General features: G+C 53.8%; 12 protein-coding genes. 2 read left to right on the top strand and 10 right to left on the bottom strand.

The features are described from left to right. The first annotated feature begins 31 nt into the window (after positions 1–31). Together ACWI0H_RS17650 and speA are read left to right on the top strand one after the other, a co-directional pair. Positions 32–991, top strand: coding sequence for a homoserine kinase (locus ACWI0H_RS17650; protein ID WP_485874081.1), 960 nt, complete (start codon positions 32–34; stop codon positions 989–991). Then, positions 988–2,928, top strand: a complete 1,941-nt coding sequence (gene speA, locus ACWI0H_RS17655) for a biosynthetic arginine decarboxylase (protein WP_008959979.1) — start codon at positions 988–990, stop codon at positions 2,926–2,928. Before ACWI0H_RS17650 ends, speA begins: the two co-directional genes overlap by 4 nt. Positions 2,929–3,088: 160 nt before the next feature. Here speA and ACWI0H_RS17660 read toward each other — a convergent pair whose 3' ends face one another. The 10 genes from ACWI0H_RS17660 to brxC all read right to left on the bottom strand — a co-directional run bounded on the left by ACWI0H_RS17660 (position 3,089) and on the right by brxC (position 18,040). Next, positions 3,089–3,754 (bottom strand): fumarylacetoacetate hydrolase family protein, encoded by a 666-nt coding sequence (locus ACWI0H_RS17660; RefSeq protein WP_008959980.1) that lies wholly within the window; start codon positions 3,752–3,754, stop codon positions 3,089–3,091. 118 nt (positions 3,755–3,872) lie between these two features. Then, positions 3,873–4,886, bottom strand: a complete 1,014-nt coding sequence (gene thpD, locus ACWI0H_RS17665; RefSeq protein WP_485874082.1) for an ectoine hydroxylase — start codon at positions 4,884–4,886, stop codon at positions 3,873–3,875. Positions 4,887–5,058: 172 nt separating this feature from the next. Further along, positions 5,059–5,547, bottom strand: coding sequence for a hypothetical protein (locus ACWI0H_RS17670; RefSeq protein WP_485874083.1), 489 nt, complete (start codon positions 5,545–5,547; stop codon positions 5,059–5,061). A 181-nt stretch (positions 5,548–5,728) separates the two neighbouring features. Then, the gene (locus ACWI0H_RS17675; protein ID WP_485874084.1) at positions 5,729–6,505 is read right to left on the bottom strand and encodes a Crp/Fnr family transcriptional regulator; all 777 of its coding nucleotides are present in this window, start codon (positions 6,503–6,505) and stop codon (positions 5,729–5,731) included. After that, entirely contained in the window at positions 6,499–7,860 is a 1,362-nt protein-coding gene (locus ACWI0H_RS17680) for an IS1380 family transposase (protein ID WP_365171955.1), read from the bottom strand. The genes ACWI0H_RS17675 and ACWI0H_RS17680 overlap by 7 nt, the downstream gene beginning before the upstream one ends. A gap of 87 nt (positions 7,861–7,947) precedes the next feature. After that, positions 7,948–10,257: a BREX-1 system adenine-specific DNA-methyltransferase PglX gene (gene pglX / locus ACWI0H_RS17685; RefSeq protein ID WP_485874085.1), complete on the bottom strand. Its 2,310-nt coding sequence runs from the start codon at positions 10,255–10,257 to the stop codon at positions 7,948–7,950. After that, positions 10,254–11,753 (bottom strand): ATP-binding protein, encoded by a 1,500-nt coding sequence (locus ACWI0H_RS17690; protein WP_485874086.1) that lies wholly within the window; start codon positions 11,751–11,753, stop codon positions 10,254–10,256. Before ACWI0H_RS17690 ends, pglX begins: the two co-directional genes overlap by 4 nt. 50 nt (positions 11,754–11,803) lie before the next feature. Then, the gene (locus ACWI0H_RS17695) at positions 11,804–12,829 is read right to left on the bottom strand and encodes a hypothetical protein (protein WP_485874087.1); all 1,026 of its coding nucleotides are present in this window, start codon (positions 12,827–12,829) and stop codon (positions 11,804–11,806) included. Beyond that, positions 12,822–14,282, bottom strand: coding sequence for a tetratricopeptide repeat protein (locus ACWI0H_RS17700; protein ID WP_485874088.1), 1,461 nt, complete (start codon positions 14,280–14,282; stop codon positions 12,822–12,824). The genes ACWI0H_RS17695 and ACWI0H_RS17700 overlap by 8 nt, the downstream gene beginning before the upstream one ends. A gap of 50 nt (positions 14,283–14,332) precedes the next feature. Beyond that, a complete protein-coding gene (brxC, locus tag ACWI0H_RS17705; RefSeq protein WP_485874089.1) occupies positions 14,333–18,040 on the bottom strand; it encodes a BREX system P-loop protein BrxC in 3,708 nt (1,235 codons plus the stop codon). Positions 18,041–18,146 lie beyond the last annotated feature (106 nt).

Consider the following 18,146-nt stretch of genomic DNA (forward strand, 5'->3'; position numbering starts at 1 on the left):
TAATGGGCTTAGCAACCTGGGCGAGACATTCATGGCTGTATTCACCCCGCTTAGCGACGCACAGGTCGCCGCGTTCTTAGAAAAATTTGATGTTGGCAGCTTCGTTTCCCTACAGGGAGTGGCGGGCGGCACAGAAAATTCGACATTTTTTGTGACCACTGACCGTCGCGAGCTGGTTTTGACCCTGTTCGAACAGGGCGAGCACGCAGAGCTGCCGTTCTTTGTGGAACTGCTGGACTATTTAGACGAGCACCGCCTGCCGGTGCCCGGCACGGTACATGACCGCGAAGGTATCGCGCTGCACAGCCTGGAAGGTAAACCGGCGCTGCTGTTTCCGCGCCTGCCCGGCCGTCATCCAGAAGCGCCCAACTTGGCGCAATGCCACGCCCTGGGCGATACCCTGGGCCGCCTGCATGTGGTCTCAAAACGCTTTCCCGGCCACCGCCCGAACCCGCGGGATCTCAACTGGCTGCATGTGATGCACCACAAGGTGCTGAGCTATCTAAGCCCGGCAGATCAAACCTTGATGAAGGATCAAGTCGACGATTTTGAGGGCGCCTTTATTCAGCACAATGAGCTGCCGCAAGGCGCTCTGCACGGTGACCTTTTCCGCGATAATACCCTCTTTGAGGGTGATCAGTTGGGCGGTATTATCGACTTTTATAACGGTTGCACCGGCGACCTGCTGTTCGACCTGGCGATTGTGATCAACGACTGGGCTTCCAACGACGACGGTACGCTTAACGCAGAGCGTTACGATACGCTATTGAGCGCCTATCTGGCACGCCGACCATTAACGACGGATGAGCGCGAGCTATGGCCCACCATGCTGCGCATGACGGCGCTGCGTTATTGGTTATCGCGCCTGCTGGTGGTTTACGTTGACCCGCCAGCGCATGATTTAACGCCCCACGACCCGGAGCGTTTCCGTACTATTTTAACGGCGCGCATCGCCCACGGTGCGCTGCCGCTGCCTGAGGTAACTGCATGAGTGTGACGGCCACTACTAGCCCTGCGCTGCGCGCTCGGCGCACCTGGAATATCGATCAATGGGGCAGCGGCTACTTTGATGTCGATGACCACGGCCAAGCCCTGGTCCGTCCGCTGGGTAGCGATGCAGAAGGCCCGGCGCTGCCGCTGAGTGGGCTGGTGCGTCAACTACAAAGCGCCGGTCTACGCCTGCCGGTACTGGTGCGCTTTAGCGATATTCTCCATGACAGGGTCGAACAGCTGTGTGGCGCCTTTGATGCCGCCATGAGCGATTGCGATTATCAAGGTGGTTACACCGCCGTTTACCCCATCAAAGTGAATCAACAGCGCCGCGTAGTGGAAGAGATTCTGGCTACCGCTGAGCGCGGGAGTGGCCGCGTGGGGCTGGAAGCGGGCAGCAAGCCAGAGTTGCTGGCGGTGCTGGCGCTCTCCGATGGCGGCTCCTCGCTGATCGTTTGTAATGGCTACAAAGACCGCGAGTACGTGCGCCTGGCGCTGCTGGGGGAGAAGCTCGGCCATAAGGTTTATTTGGTGGTCGAGAAGCTCTCCGAGCTGCAGATGATCCTGGAAGAGGCCCGCGAACTCGACGTTACCCCTCGTATTGGCCTGCGCGCCCGCCTTGCCTCGGTGGGCAAAGGCAAATGGCAGAATACCGGCGGTGAAAAATCCAAGTTCGGGCTGACCGCCAGCCAGATTCTCGAGGTGGTAGACACCCTTCGTCGCGAGGACGCGCTGGAAAGTTTGCAGTTGGTGCACTTCCACTTGGGCTCGCAGATCGCCAACATCCGCGATATCCAGCGTGGCCTGCGCGAGTGTGCCCGTTTCTATCAAAACCTGATGCAGCTGGGCGCGCCCATCGATACCGTGGATGTAGGCGGCGGCTTAGGAATTGATTACGAAGGTACCCGCTCGCGCAGTTTCTGCTCGGCCAACTATTCGATGCGCGAATACGCGCGCAATGTCGTCAGTGCCTTTGCACAGCTATGCCAAGAGGCCGACCTGCCCCAGCCGCATCTCATCAGCGAATCCGGCCGCGCGCTAACCGCCCACCACGCGGTGCTGATCACCAACGTGATTGGCGAAGAGCGTATTGATGACACGCCGCCTGAACGCTATTCCCTAGGAGAGGGCCAAGAAGAGAGCCAGGAAGATGCCCAAGTAGAGCTTCTCTGGCGGGTGTTTGAGCAGTTGGCAACGCACCAAGAGCCACGCATGCTAGTGGAAGCCTGGCACGACCTGCTTCAGGCGGTTAGCGAATTGCAGGACCGTTTTGTGATGGGCCTGAGTGATATTACCGCCCGCGCGGAAGGCGAACGCGTCTACATGGCTGCCTGCGCGCGGCTGCGCACTCAGCTTGACACCCGCAACCGTGCCCACCGTGAAATCATGGACGAGCTAGCGGAGAAGCTGGCCGACAAGCTGTTCGTCAACTTCTCGCTGTTCCAATCGGTGCCTGATGTGTGGGGCATTGAGCAGATTTTCCCGGTGCTGCCCCTCAGCGGGCTGGATCAAGCCCCAACCCGCCGAGCAGTGATTCAGGATATTACCTGCGATTCCGATGGCCGCATCGACAGCTATGTCGATGGCCAGGGCGTAGAGAGTACCCTGCCACTGCCCGAATGGGCATCTGATGATGAGCGCTGGTTAGGCTTCTTCCTGGTAGGTGCCTATCAGGAGATTCTTGGCGATCTGCACAATCTGTTCGGCGATACCGACTCTGTCGATGCCGCGCTTAATGCCGACGGCGAGTGGACACTTTCCAACCCGCTGGCGGGAGATTCAGTGGCCCAAGTGCTCGCCTACGTCAACTTCAATGCCAACGTGCTTAAGCAAAAGCTCACCGACCAGTTAGCCGCCAGCGGCTTTACGGCCGATGAACAAGCCCGCTTTGCGGCAAGCTTGAGCGAAGGGTTGGAAGGCTACACGTATCTTGAGTAACGCGGCTTGAGCCACTTGGCCCTAGCGAACGTTTTTGTCGGCTAAAACAAGAAACGCCACCCTGATTGCGGGGTGGCGTTTCTTTTGGTCGTCACAATTTACAATAACCTTGGTGATGGCGTACTCAACATATACCTCAATGGTCTCGCAGCTCGCTTAACTACTCAACTACGCTGGTTTCGATTTCCAAACCACCGGTCAAGGTTAAGCGCAGTGACGAGCCGCGAACGAGTTTGCCAACGCCTGAGGGCGTACCGGTCAAAATGACATCACCCGGTTCGAGGGTAAAGTGGCGGCTCATTTCGGCCACCAGGGACGGGATAGCAAAAATCATATCAGCCCCCTCGCCGTGCTGGCGCTCTTCACCATCAATCTCAAGCGTGAAAGCCAGCGCATTCCAATTGGGCACCCGGCTTAACGGCAAAAACGACGAAAGCGGGCAGGCGCCATCAAAGGCTTTGGCGATTTCCCAAGGATGGCCCTTCTCTTTAAGCGTCGTCTGCACATCACGTAAGGTTAAATCCATCGCCAAGCCGATACCGACAATCGCCCGCTCGGCTTCATCCATAGTGGCATGGGTTAAGGTTTCGCCCACTAACAGAGCAAGCTCTGCTTCATAATGAACATCGCCCCGTGAAAACGGCGGATCTAAGGGCTTACTTAGATCCACGACGCTGGAAGCCGGTTTAATAAACAGCAACGGCTCTGTAGGAACCGGATTGTCCAACTCTTTCGCATGGTCGGCATAATTGCGGCCGATGCAGACAACTTTGCCCAACGCGTGGGGAAACTCCTGGCCATCGGTGAACTGTAGAACAAAACGCATGGCGGGTATTCTCCTTCTCATTATGCGTGCCGCATTCGCAACGACAGGCGCAACAGTTTACCCCACCTAGACGAAGGTTCCACAACCTTCAGCCATCAATTTGTTCCCCCACCACTCATTAGCGATACTGCTGCGCCTGCTGGTCAAGGCTGTGAGCCAAGAAATCAGGGCGCTGCTTAGCTGCCGCATAGGGCGCATCGCAACGATTATCGCGACGATTAAAAACAAAGAACACGTTACTACGTGGGTCAGGCGAAAGATTGGCATTCGACGCATGTAGCGTATTGCAATCGAACAGCAGCAAGCCACCCGCTTTACCCTTCGGCGCTTCAATACCGTGTTCAGCCACTAGCTCGGTTAGCGCTTCCGGGCTTGGTACGCCCACTTCCTGCGCTTTCAGCGAGCTTTTGTGGTTATCCTCTGGCGTTTCACCCAGGCACGGCACAAACTTGTTGTGCGAACCGGGAATCAACATTAACGGCCCATTGAACTCGTGGTTATCGGTCAAGATCAACGAAGCACTCACTGCATGCATCGCCGGCATGCCATCTTCCGCATGCCAGGTTTCAAAATCGGAGTGCCAGTTAAACCCCTTACCGGCAAACCCCGGCTTATAATTGATCCGCGACTGATGCACGTAGGGATCATCGCCAATAATTTGACGCGCAGCGCCCGCTACCCGCTCGTCGCTGGCCAGTTCACCCAAGCGTTCAGAGAGGAAATGCACCGCAAAGAGTGAGCGGATTTCCTGGCTTTCTGGCTCTGTCACGCTGAAATCTTTATTGCGGTACTCATCGTTACTCATCAGCGCCGTCATTTCTTGACGCAGCTCATCAAGCTCCGCGCCTTCAATGAGGTTGGGAATAAACAGAAACCCTTTGCGCTCGAACTCATCAAGCTGCGCTTGGCTTAAGGGGCCGGAAAGCTGGCGACCTTTCACGACCGCATCTTGTCGCGGCAGCCAGGTTCTCTCAGGTGTATTGGTTAAGCGCGACGGGTAGGCATCCTGTACCTGTTCGCTTTGAACCTGTTTGCTTTGAACCTGTGCACGCTGAACATTAGGTGTATCTGCCATTTCGCTATATTGCTTATGTGCGTTTACAGCATTTAGCGGTGTGCTTTTGACTGTCATCTAATCCACTCCTTGTATGATTAGGTTTCAAATCGAATGATGTTGCAGGGGATAGCGTAGACAAACAAAATCAGCTTGCAAGGGTTAATAACGCTTTTCATAACGTGTGTTACGTGAAAAAAATTGAAGCTTCCTTTATCGGCGTTTATTTGCGCTAGTTAAATTTTATACGTTAGCTAAACCCTGGGTAATCTTTTCTTTCCTGCCTTAAGGCCCCCATCAGCTTTTTCCGCTCATGAACAGTAGACCAAGAGGTTGTGTTCCAACTTAACGGCTTAAAAAAATCGCCTATTGACGATTTAAAAAATTTAAAATGCCGAGAAGCGCCTAACAGCCTCTTATCTGATCCATGAAAAAAGACAACAAATATATTAATATTGTCGCCCGGCTCAATATGAATGGCATCTTGCTTAGCTTCTTCTTCCTTCTTTGAAAGACAAGGATAAAATATACCGCCCACCTCTAGTTTGACACAGCTTCCAGGAAGAATAGTGCCTTGATATTCCCACTTATCGATACCGTCAACTTCTTTTTTAAAAAGCCTTTCTCCATGTAAATCGTCAAGATTGTAAACTTGTTTATCCTGACCGCCCTCAATACTAAAGAACACATTCCTTACATAAACAGGTTCAGCCGCCATATTCGTAAAAGCGAGCTTCATACCGCTACAGTCGTAGCCTTCCGTATGAATAATAAAACGAGCTCGCCGCTGGCGCTTAAACGATAGAAAAAATAGCTGGGCAAAAACCACCCAGATTTAAAAAGTGCCTACTTCACAAACGCCATCACCAATTCATAATAATTCTCAATCATAGGATTCTACTTATTCAAAACGAACGAACTCAAAACAAGCGAAGATGCCCGTAAATAATATTCTCATCGAACCCGGTATATTCTGCCAATAACTCTGGCTCTAATAGCTTAATAGTATTCCTACTTTTTCTAATCAATTTTTTTTGTTCTAAAGAAGTCATGCACCTACTAACATGAACGCTGGTAATACCTAACAGCTCACCTACCACCTCTTGCGTAATAGGAAAAGAGAAGACATTCGAATCAATCAGCTTTTTAAAATTATACCTTGCGTATATTTCAAGTAAAAAATGCGCAACGCGCTCTTCTGCCTTATGATGTGTACAACTTCTAAGCCTTTCAATAGTAATATTATCATTAACCATGATATAAGAAACGACAGCCCTTCTTATATCTGCATTTTCTTTAAACAAATCATGCACTTCATTAACAGAAACCTTATCTAACTGACAGTTCTGTAACCCCAGTATCGTAATATCATGATTATCGAAAAAACTTTCTCGCAAGCCAACAATATCGCCCGGCATGTAGACATTACATATATCTTGCCCATGACTTTTAAAAGTATCCTGAATCCGTGAAGCCGGCGCCGACACTTTCCCTATCACCGCCAGCGAGCACTTTTTGATCATTCGCCCCGTGCAAGTTGGCTTTCGCAAGCCCGTTATTGCCAAAACCCACCGTGCTGATCGGTGCTGACGGCCCGTTTTGTCATGCCTTTCCACCCGCCAGGCACGACATATCTGGCGATCGCGTGTCGCTTGGAACTGCTTGTGGATAGAGTGTCGCCGATTGACGGTCAGCATGGCGTTCCTCGTGGATAACGCAGTCGGCTCCGCAGCGTCTTGAGCACCGTCATGCGCCCGATATCCTGCCCGAAGTCGAGGATGATCTGCCGTGCCTTGTGAATCACGAGAGCCGCACGGTGCACCAACTCTTGTAGCACGGTGCGCAGCCGGCGCCGCTTGGCCGGGTGGCGAACCGGGCTCAGCTCGCCGGTCATGCCTAGCTGTCCCATCAGGCGCAGGATGTTGTAGGCCAACTGGGCGAGATGCAGGATCAGATCGTTGGTGGCGAACTTGCCGGACGGCAAGCGCTCCAGGTCGAGATCGGTCTTGATCTCGCTGTGAAACTGCTCATGGGTGGCATGCGCCTGGTAGCGCTTGATCACCGCCTCCGGCGCCTCGTCCAGGCTGGTCCACCAGCCTTCCAACTCATAGTCCGGTTCGAGCAGCAACTGGCCATCGCGATCGGCGGTGCGCTCTACCAGGCGCATCACGCGTTGGACGACGTATTCGGTCTTGTTGTCGTCGTGGATCGAGACGGTCTGCGGCCACAGCGCCTGGCGCTTGCCAGGACGCAGCTCTTCCCAGTAGTCCGCCGCCACCGCCAGCCAGGTATCTCGATCAGCCGTGGCCGAGCCGCGCGGGTTCCATTTGACGACATAGTCGAGCCGGCGCCCCTCGTCGGCAAAGACCTGGCGTTGCTGTTCGAGAAGCGCCAGGTGCGCCTGGCTGTCGAAGCCGCTGTCCTCGCGTAACAGGATCGGTTGCTTGGTCAGGCATTGGGCGCGAGGCAGTACCCGCTCCAGGAAGGCGTTGCTCTCCTTCATGGTGTGCTGCTTGCCAGGCCGCAGTTCCAGACCCAGGCACCACCCTTCGTTGCCCAGATAGGCGGCGATCGGGGTGTAGCCATCGACCTTCTGGTAGGTCCGCGAGACGCCTTCCTTCTTCGAGTTGCTGTTGTCCATGACGAAGGTGTCGATGTCCAGGCAGACGTGCGTCGTCTCGGCGGTGATCGGTGCTTCGATCAGTGACAGCAGGGTCGTGGACCAGGTGGCGGTGCGCGCCTGCAGGTCGTTGGCGGCAAGTTTCTCCAGCCGCTGTCGCAGCGTCGCCGCGCTCGGCACCTTCTGCAGGGTCAGCAGTTGTTGGAAGGGCTTGTCGCGGCGGAAGTTCTCGACAGCGTCATAGTCGCTCATGCCCAGACACAGCAGGCCCAGGTAGCTCTTGATCACGTCACTGGTGCGCATGCCCAGCGTGGTGGGGAAGCGGCTGTCGATGCTGTCGACGCCAGCGATCTCGAAGCATTGCCCGATGATGGACAGCCCGGCGTGGCTGGTGAGAGTGCGGCGACTGGCGCGGAACTTTATGTTGGGCATGGCACTGTCTGGGTGAATGGCGATAATGGCTATATTGCCATGCAGGTCAGTGGGTTAGAAGTGCTTCCGGGGGCCGGTCTCACGGATTCAGGTTCTTGGATAAGCCCTCCCAGTTTTTATTATTTCTTGCCCATCATTTTGCCAATTGACTACATAATCGCGATTTCCAAACCATTTCCGGTAGCCCCCACCTTTATTGTAAGGAAACCATTTTTTGTTTGACAACTTTGCCGCATCACGAGATTTGGCTGAAAAGTTACTGTTATCTTTTGATACTTCATGCCAGAGCCGGATGAATCTATCATTATCGGCTGTTGTCATCCCTCCAGTAACTTCTAGAATCTCTGATATTGCAGGAAAATTTTCGAATAGGCCTCTGATTTTGTCACTAACCCAATAGCTAACGGGACTCCCCGGAATCTTCTTAAAATCATCCGGCTTAGCCTCATAGAACCAGCCACAGTCGCGGTTCTGAATGGCTTCAAGCGTCTTCGGACCTTGATTGGCTGAACCGCGAAAATCAGACAAGCGAATATAGCTGCCGGTGTAACTGGCGATATGGCCTTTGTTCAGCGTGAAGGTACAAATTGGCACCGTTGCTCCATCAAAACCGGAGTATTCCAGTTGGATCAGGCTGGTGATGACATCTTCTTCAATTAGGCGCTTACGGAGCTGCTCGTAACTGGAAATAAACATCCAGACGAAGGGCGTCATAAAGCCAAGCTGGCCATGCTCCTTGGCAAAGTCTAGATTGCGGACGATATAGGCCGAAAATAGATCTTTTTCGTAGCCTTTGTAGGCATCTTTCAAGTATTTCTTCACCACTGGCGTTTGATACTTGCTGCCCATATATGGCGGGTTCGCCACCACCGCCTCATACCGCTGGGCCAATACCCAAGCCTGCTGCACCATCGGCACCAACCGCTGGGCGGCTGCTTTTTGCATCATATCGCCGCTGTTGGTGAGTTCGCTCAGTTCCTCCAGCAGTGCTTTCAGCGGCACTTCCCATTCATTGGGCACTTCAATCAGCGAACCGAAGGTTTTGGCATCTTGAAAGCGCTCAATCAAGTCGGCCATCAGTTTGTAAGTAGCATCGTTGCTGGAAAGGTCTTGCTGTTCGCTATCAAACAGGTTTTGGGATTGGCCCTGGTGCCAGTCGCCGGTCAGGTTGAGATCGCGCCATAGGGTATTGGCATCCAGGTGCTGGCTGCTTTGCATCGCCAGCACGTTTAGGCGCACGTTGCGGGTGAGAATGCGGCGGTCGTCTTCGCGGGCTTTCATCAACAGCGCAAAGCCCGCCAGCTGGGCGGCGCGGTCGTCGATATCCAGGCCGAACAGATTGTTTTCCAGAATCAGCTTGGGAATGTCGCGGGTGCGGTAGCCACGCTCTTCGTAGATCGCCTTCAGCACGTTGTAGGCTTCCACCAGAATATGGCCGGAGCCGCAGGCGGGATCGAGCACCTTGATGGTTTCGGGGTCGAGGCTGGCCGGGGTGATCGCATCCAACTGAGCCTGCACCTCGGGCTCCTGCTCGGCGGGCTCGATGTAGTACGGCATCTCGCCTTTGAGTGGCGAGCCTGGGTAGGTTTGCAGCCACTGGCGGCCTACCGAGTTCTGCACCAGGTATTGAACGATCCAGTTAGGGGTGAACAGCTGGGTGGCGGCGGGGATGTCTTCGCTTTTCACCACCTTACCGATCACCTGGTCTTTTTTCTCGCTGATGTAGAACTGATAGAGCCAGCCAATCACTTCTACGTCCTGCCAGTCGTCTTCGGGAATCGCTTCCACCAGCTCGCGGATCAGCGAATCGGTTTTGGTCAGGTTGTTGGGCAGCAGCAGTTCGCTGGCGTCGTCCAGCGGTTCGAACAGGAACGGCATGGCCTCATGCAGGGCGTGGCACTGGGCCAGCAGCAGCTCGCGGTAGAGGGTTTCATCCTGGGTGCCGTCGAGCTTAAGTTCGCGCACGCGGGCGGTGTCTAGCCCTGGCAGGTCTACCTCTAAGCATTCCTCCAGAATCTGGAACTGCCCGGCTTCGCCCCCTGCCCCACTCAGCACGCGGCGACCGTGGTCTAGGTAGCCGTGAATCTCCATATAGCGAATGGCGCACAGGCGATTGAACCAGCTATAGGCGGCCTGCTCTATCGCTTGGGTAAAGCCATCGCGCTGCACCCACGCGGCCAGCGCTTCCCGTGCGCGCTTTAGGTGGGCGGGCACGGTGTGGGTTTGGCCATCCTGAGCGGACATCACCAACACATCGCCCTTTTGCTCTAGGGGGGCAATCACCACACCGCCTTTGCCATCTGGGCTAATGCCCACACGAGCCGCCTGACGCGTCATGGTGTCGATAAAGCGGGCGCGGGCTTTGGGGGCGTATTTTTTGATGTTGGCGGTGTTCATTGTGAATCCTTGAAAGTGTCTTGCAAAAAGCGCTGGCCTTTAGGCGTTAAGCGGTATTGTTGAAGGCGGCTATTGGGCTTTTCGGGCAGCGTCATTTCGATAAGCTGCTGATTCTGCAACCACGTCATTTGCCTTTTCAGCTGCCCCGAAACGCCCTTGTGACCAAAGGACTTGGCAATCTCGGCTTTACCCAGGGGCCGGTCGGCCAGGCATTGAAGTATCTTATCGGCCAGGGCTGACTCGGGCCGTGACTCGGGCCGTGACTCGGGCCGTGACTTGGGCCGTGACTTGGGCCGTGACTTGGGCCGTGACTTGGGCCGTGACTGGGTCACTCCTTGGCCAGCATGCCGTTGTTCAAGCGGCACAATAAAGCGAAGCCGGTTGGCCACCTCCTCAATGCGCGGCTCTGGCAGCCCCTGGGCGGCGGCCTCGGCAAAAATACGCTTTACGCCGCTGCCCCACTGCTCAATCAGGCCAAGCTCACGAAATACGCGGGCAATCACTGGGTTGCGAATCATGGAGACGCCGCGTTTCATATCTTCAATGGTCATGCCGGGCATCAGTAGTCCTGGGCTTTCAATCTCGATACGGTCATCAAAAAACGCAATGCGTATAGGGCTGCCCCTTTGGGAGTAGTCGCTGTGTACCAAGGCGTTAATAATCGCTTCACGCAGGATGGTCAGCGGGATACTCCACACATCGCGGCGACGCATGGCGCCAAACTCTGCCTGCTTGAAAGCATGTTTTTTGAGAAACAGCTCGATGTCATCAACCGCTTGGGGTAACGGCGCGTGAATATCTGTCTGGTCGAAAATCTCAACCTTATCGGTGCCGCGAAAACGCCCACACTGAATCCAGGCATCTTCAAAGTGCCATTGGCGCTCGCGGCCAAACAGCAAAATTCCGCCCACGCTGGGTACCAGGCGACCTTGATACGAGACAAGTAGCCGTAACGTGCGAAGCTTATTGTCATCAAGCAGTTGTTCGCTGCGAAAGGCTTGCTGTATGGCGTTTTGGTCAAGGTCGTCACGGCTCAGCTCGGGCATGGCCTGAACATCAAAGGTGGTTCCGCTCGCTTGGCGCTGCATTTCTTGAATGAGGGCCAGCCCCGCCTGCCGATTGCTGGAACCAAGCCGCACCAGCACACCGTTTTCTTCGCCAAGCGCTTTGAAAAAGTGTGGGCGTGCGCTACTCAAAAACACCTCAATGCACACCAAGGTATGTTCTCCCACACTCACCAGTTCAATATTAGGCAGTAGCCGGGGGTGAATGGCATCCGCGATCATGCTGGTAAGACGCTCTTCCATATCCAGCGGATCATCCACGCCTAGCACCGTACCGTCGTCGTCAACACCAATGATCAGTTGGCCACCTGCCGTGTTGGCAAAAGCGACCAAGGTTTTCAATATCGGCTTGGGCGATGACAGGTCGCGCTTGAATTCAAGCTGCTTGCCTTCAGGCTCGCTTAGGCGCTGTTCAATGGTCGCGGCGGTCATGTCACATCCTTATTGATGTCGTAATACACTTTGTCAGGCAATGCTGCTAATTAGCGACGAATACGTGCTTGCTCTTGAGCCACAATGTCGTCAAAAGCACCTTGGATATGACGTGCCATGGTGGAATGGAAGGCATTAACGGGTTGGGCAGTATCAATGGTCTGATTGGCTGCGCGATCTACTAGCATGCGATGACCGCCACGAATATTGTCAAAGGCCAATATGCCTGAGTCATCCCGTATACGCTGACGCTGAATGATGTAAGCGCTGTTGCTATCTGCAGAGGGCATTAAACGCCATAAAATATTACGATGGGTTCCTTGCTCAACAAAACGCCTTACTTCCAGATAGCGAGCGTCTCCCGTCGTACGATAAAGGTTATCAATTTTTCTTAACGTCCACTGCTGTGACATTTGTCGGCCATGCTGGGTATTTCCCAATGGCGAGAAATTGTATTTGCTTTCAGATACCAGCACGTCTCGGATACTGCCATCGCGGCGATACTTCACAAACAACCCATCAATACCGTTACGCCCCACCTCACCCGGCAGCTGCCGCCAACCGGAGGAGGTGTAGTACGCATTCATGACGCGTTCGTTAAGTTCACCCACTTTGTGGTTAACGGCTGTTGGTGAGAGATGGGGCAGTTGCCAACTCATAAGCCGGTGCAGCGAAGAGCGCTGCTGGGTGATAAGAAACGATTGGTGATCACAACCAAGCGAGTTAAGGCAACGAGCAAGCAAACTAGGTGCATTATTTCCCACAGCCCTATAAGCAGCGCCTAAGCGAGTCACTTGGGTGAGCGATATATCCCCTCGGGCCTGAGCCAAGGTAAGTAACTGCCGCAGGTCATTGCTGGTGTCACCTGACTGCATAGAGCGGTACACAACATGCGCCACAGAAACGCCTCGCGCCATCGACCGCGGATGTTGGCTGACAGTCCGTGTACCCGTAATCATGACCTTAAGGCCTTGATATCCTTCGCGTACCGACTGTGGATTAGGAAACGCAGAGGCACTTAGGGCGTATGACAGGCTAAACGCCGACACCCATAACGCTAGGCTACGGCTAGTCATGGAAGCTACCTTCATATAACCCCATCACAGCAGCAGCCTCTTGCTCATCCAGCCTTCCGGTAATCTCCGCCATCAAGGCGTCAGCTTCTTCAATGTTGCCAAGCATATAATCCGCATTGGCGATATTGGCTTGAATCAAGTGGGAAAGCTCTTGATCACCCAAACCAACGCTCCCAATTAGACTACTACGTTGCATGATGCCTAACTCACCATGCGCTCGCACAAAATATTCTTTGGCTTTTTCATAGCGTTCGTTCTGGAAGTAGATTGAACCAAGGCGAAAATATAGCGAAGGGAGCTTCAGGCCTGTCTTATAGTTATTGGCATCAAAATGGTTTTGGGCGAAGAAAGCCAGTTCATCTAGTCGATACTTATTTCTTTCGAAGTCCTCACCCAACAGGATGGCTCTGAGAGTCACCGGCTCTAAGGCGTAAGGCCCTGCTAACATTGAATTCGATAACTCACGCTCAGCACTTTGTAAATCGTCGGCTGAGACTGCGGACAAGGCCTTGAGATAATGATAGAAGCTAGTGTCGTCCACATCTGCTGGCGTCAGCGCTGCTATCGCTCGCTGGAAAAGGTCGTAGCGGTGCTCGTTCCAAGCAATCAAAGAAAGGGCCAGAATATCGCCTTGCCGATGAGAGCCATCAGCCAAAATACGCTCAAGTGCCTCTACTTGGTTACTCTTAAGTGATTGCAGCTGAGATACGCGTATCTCTTGCTCAAGGCGCAAATCTTTACTCTCGTAGGCCAGCTGATGAATACCTAATGCAAGTTCGCCAAGTTTTGGTTGAAGCATACTCAAACTGGCAGTCTCAGTTGCCATGACGAGCTCTTTATTCGCCACCTCTTCGGCAAGCTCCATCACCTCACTTTCAAGCGATATAATTCTTTCGACAGCGTCCTGAGTCGCTGCCGAGCCTGTTTCGGGCGCTAATTTTAATGTCGTCAAAAAGACAAGCTCTTCTGTTTCTTGCTTTTTTACATAATTGAAGCCATCTACCAAGTATGCAGTGCCTGCAATTGTAACCCCCACTATGCTACCACCCGTGGTGGCAATGATAGCCGCCGCCGCGCCATTTAGAATAGCAGCGCCTAGAACGGCATTCCCCCCGAAAAAACCGCCAACGGTCGATAACCCAACCATATAGGCACCGGGTACATTACCGCCTATCCATGCAGCTGTGGTACCTACGCCAGCAAGTGCTGCAGGCGCCCCCGTCCCTGCGGTCATAGTGGTAACAACTGCAGCACCACTGGCTACTACCGCCAGGCCCGCCATCATAATGGGAACTGAATAGGACTTATCAAAAAATGAGGTTGCGTATACGTCGCCAAAGCCAGTGTGCTCAACTACTGGTGCAGTATTCGCCGAAAGAGGAGGCAATGTGAGTGCACTTACAAGTGCTAAAGAGGTGCCGACCGTCACAATTTTTTTTCGTTTAAAATTCATGTAGAAGTCCCTGGCAGCATAAGCAATGCTGCTTTCCCTAGAGTATTTTTTTACTTCACTTGGACTTGCTTGCCCGCTAAAACCGCCCCTTCCAGCTCTTTTCTAAGCTCTTCCATAAACGCATCAACATCCGCTTGGCTTTCTAGGTAGACGCCGCTATGCACGCGGCTGAGTACGTCACTTACACGCACTCGTGCCACGGGTTTGGGCGCATTCACCGCCGCAGGCGCCGTTACCGTATGGGGGTCGTAAGCCTTATCCCGGGGCGAGGTATGCTCAGCAGGTTTGTTATTCGGTGCCTTGGTGGATACTCCGGAACCCCCACCTGTGGTTCCCTCGGCTGCTGAAGCAGGGGGCTCAGTCTGCTGGAGCTTGGCAGCCTCAGCATGGGCTTTATGCAGCGCATCCAGGCTCTCTTCTTCTTGCTCAACGGCCGTTTCTGTTTGCAGTTGGTAGATCTGCGCGATGCTGACCGACTGATTGATCGACACCTTGAGCTGCTGCAGTGGGTGCAGTAAACGGTTGCTTAGCTCGGCGGTGGCAATGCCACTCTTTTCGATCTCTGCTTTCACTTTGGCTATGCGCGTGTCGATACGTGAAATGGCGTGTTCGCGTTTTTCGGTGACCAAGCGGGTATTAATGTCATCCAACGTTCGCACCAGGCCATCTACTTTGTTCAACATGGCGTAGGGGGCGTCGGCGCTGTAAATGCGCTCACACTCGGCCAGTGCCTGCTGGGCCTCGGGGTGTTTTTCTAGTTCCAGACGGTTAACACCAAACCTTACGCGCGCCTGTTCCAGCTGCTGCCAGGTGGTGAGCTGCTTGGTGAAGAAGTCGCTTAGATCACGGTAGTCTTCTTCTAAATCGAGCAGCGTGTCTTGCTGGCTGGCCACTTCTTTAAAGAAGTCGAAACTGTCGTCTAGGCGCAATAAGCGCTCTACTTCCAACAATGAGCTTTCAATGGCTTTACGCCCTGGGAAGTTGCCCACGTCGGTTTTGCTTTTGTACGCTTCTAGCTCGCGGCGCCAGCGGGATAAGCGATCCACATAATAGCTGAATAGCTCTTTTTCACTGGCGGGACCTAGCTGGCCAAACAGGTCTTTGGTGAGGTTGCGGGCTTTGTTGAGCACCGCATCTTCGGTTTGGCGCTTTTTCTGAATGCGTACTTCACTGCGCCGGCGGGCGTTATTAAGCAACTCGAAGGCTTCTTTGCCGTTGAGCGCAGGGCCAGCGGTGTGTACGGTTAAGCGCCCAGCGGCGTGCAGGCGGCCTAGAATCAGCAGCGTTTCGCCTTCCGGCCAGCCGAAAGGTCGGTTGCTAAAACGTTCGATAAGCGGGTTAAGCGGCACGGGCTCGCCGCTGTGCAGCGAGATATACTGCTCCACCTCTTTTACTGCCTGGGCGTTGCCCTCTTCTCCGTCTAAATTAAGGTTTTGTGTACCAATATCATCTGCTGTTAACACGGCTTGCAGTTCACGCATGGGCTCTGGGTTAAGCACCGTCAGCTGGCCCAGCTTGTTGTAGGTGTTTTCCAGCAGGTAGCGGCAGGCTTCATCCAGGCGGGTGCTTAGTTGGCTGCGGTTCAGCTCCAGCTTTTGGCCAAGCGCATAGGCGTCTGCATCTAATAGCATCTCTTCCAGACGAACGCGCAGGCGTTTTTTACGCTCTTGGTTTTCCCGGCCACGGTCGGCCAGAATGCGCTCGACGCTGTGGTCGTTGGCCGATAGGTTCAGGCGGATAAACTTGTCGGTTTTTAACAGCGTACGCAGTTCGTCGGTAAACCGTTTATCGTCGGGTAGCTTAATCAGCACTTGACCGCCGTTGTCGCCGCTTTTATGAATACAGCCCGCGTCGCTTAGCTGCACATACTCCACGTCTAAGGGCGACACCACTTCTACCCTCAGCTGGCTTTGGTAGCGGCCATCCAGGGTGTGGCCATCCAGGTAGCGGCCAATGCTGTAGTCGGTTTTGTTCAACGGGTAACGGTATTTGCTGCGGTCACGCAGCTGGTCTTTAAAGATTAGGCTGGATAGCTCTTTGTTCTCGTCGCTGCTGGTGACTTCGGTGGCTTTGATCTTGCGGGTAATGTCGCGCTCTTCATTGGTGAGGAACTGGTATTCATCTCCATTGCGCGTAATCAGACTCTCTTTTTCTAGTCGCGCTAAGGTCGCGTCTAATTGCTCACGAATAGCAATTCGGTCGTCGTCAATCTGGGTCAGCGAGAGCGTAACGAGGTTGTCGACCGTGCCTTTGACAAGATCCACATAGCGGATCATAAACAGCGTGCGCAACGTTTCGACATCAAACGACTCTAACACGGGGTTTTCACTGGCCTGGTCGATGGTGCGTTTTACAGCCGTATCGAGGAAGCCTTCTATCGCCGTATAAAAGCAGTGCATCGGCACCAGCGCGCCAATCGATTTTTCTTGCACTGCTTTGGCGGCCATGTGGAACGCATCGAGCATGGAGCGCTCGCCATAGGCTAAGTGAGCGCCCGTCGCCCCTACCTTGCGGATCTCTTCAAAGACTTTTTGCACCAACTGGAAGTGGTACGGCACAAAGGGGTAATTGGCGATAAAGCTTTCCACGCCTTCGATGTTTTTTAGCGTGGGGCCAGAGCGGTCAAAGGTCAGCTGGTTACGCAGAATGGAGCCTTTGGCCTCAAACACGCCTTCCAGCTCCGCGCGTGCCGGGTCGGTTTTCACCAGCAGGCGCTTTCGGATCACTTCGTCGGAGTTGGAGCTTGAGAGCGATAAGCGGGTTTTGAAGCGTCCGGCGATTTTGGAAAAATCGTTGGCTTTTGAGGCGGTCATTTCGCCTAGCACAGCATCCATATCCGCCTGGGAGGTGACCACGATCCAGGCACGCCCACCGCAAATCGTGCCCAGGTTTTCGGTGAGCGTTTGCAGAGTCAACATTAAGCGTGTGTCGCTGCCAATGAACTGGCCAACTTCATCCACCATGAACACCATGCGCTGGGTCGCTGACTGCGACTCCAAAAACTCTTTCACCCAGTGACAGAAGTTCTCTACCGAAACGCTGAAGTTGGTTTCAGATTCCTCAAACCATTTATGCGCCGCTTCAGGAGAGAGATCGAGCGCCGCCCCAATCGCTTGCTCGATATCGTCCTGGTAGAACTGATAGCCGTCTCGCTCATCTTCCCACACCACGCCACTGGCCTCGTTAAAGGCCTGCTTAAAGCGCTCATACACACCGCGTTTTTCTAGGTGGCGCTCCATATGAGCAATGTGCGGGTAATCAGAGCTAAAGCCTTGGTACTCGTTAAACACGCGCAGGAAGACGTTCAGGATGGGGTTGCCATCGTCATTGGAGCTGGCCTTGCTGTCGATGTTGAACAGCACCACGTGGGCCGGTTCACGGACGGCCTTGTTAATGTCTGCCCGGATAGAGCTGTCTACCAGCTTTTGCTCATCAAAAAAATCAGCGGCTCGCTTGGCTTGTCCGTTGGCATCAAACGCTTCCGTGTTGGCGAGTAGGTAAGAAAGCGTTTTCAAAAAGTGTGATTTACCCGACCCAAAGAAACCGCTGACCCAGACGCCCACGCGGTTGGCGATAGAGGGGTCATCTAACGGGGTTGTATAGGATTCAAAAAAGGCGCGGAAGTGCTTTTCTAGCTCATTGGTGACCACGTACTCATCTAGCTCTTGATAGATGGTTTCCTGGTCACGCTGATCAGCCTTTACAACACCATTGATTGACCGGCTGAGCGGCTTGAGGAAAAGCTCTTGAATGCGCATATCAGTCCTATAAACTTTTTGAAAGCAGTCCATTACATCGACCGGCATGATGCCAAAACGGGTAATGGCACTGTTGATAACGACATTATTGATAACAACAATAAAC

This window comes from Halomonas sp. NYA30 (assembly GCF_976980765.1).